General features: G+C 62.8%; 2 protein-coding genes. Both read left to right on the forward strand.

The annotated features are described in order from the left end of the window. Window positions 1-284, forward strand: a 284-nt coding sequence (locus tag DNK89_RS23705; RefSeq protein WP_203422575.1) for an acyl-CoA thioesterase II, incomplete at its 5' end; no start/stop codon positions are given. Between the two features lie 119 nt (window positions 285-403). After that, window positions 404-586, forward strand: a 183-nt coding sequence (locus DNK89_RS23710; RefSeq protein ID WP_255575898.1) for an FGGY family carbohydrate kinase, incomplete at its 3' end; no start/stop codon positions are given.

A 586-nucleotide genomic window follows, 5' to 3' on the forward strand; every position in this document is an offset into this window, starting at 1 on the left:
TGGCCTACGCGTCGGACTTCTCGCTGCTGGATGCGGTGATGGCGCGTTACGGTCGCACGCTGTTCGATCAGCGCATGATGCCTGCGAGCCTCGATCACGCGATGTGGTTTCACCGCCCGTTCCGCGCCGACGAATGGCTGCTCTACAGCCAAGACTCTCCGAGCGCGCAGGGCGGCCGCGGCCTGACGCGCGGGCTGATCTTCAAGCAGGACGGAACACTGGTCGCCTCCGTCGCGCAGGAAGGCTCGGTGCGCGAGCGCAAGGAAAAGCCGGTTCAGGCATGATCCCGAAAAGTGGGAACCGGTTTTCGGAAAGATCACGCTCCAACAGAAAGGCCCGTATCCGAAACAAGGGGAGGCGGCGTCATGCCGTCTCCCTTCTCGTATCGCCATGAGGGGAAGAGATGACAGGTTTCGTGTTAGCGATCGACCAGGGCACGACATCCTCGCGTGCGATCCTGTTCGACGGCGCCATGAAAGTGGCCGGCGTCGGCCAGCAGGAGTTCACCCAACACTTTCCGGCATCGGGCTGGGTCGAGCACGATCCGGAAGAAATCTGGGCGAGCGTCGTCCAAACCGTCAAGGCC

The sequence above is a fragment of the Acidovorax sp. ST3 genome (assembly GCF_003231145.1).
In the GTDB taxonomy this organism is placed as follows: Bacteria; Pseudomonadota; Gammaproteobacteria; order Burkholderiales; family Burkholderiaceae_C; genus Acidovorax.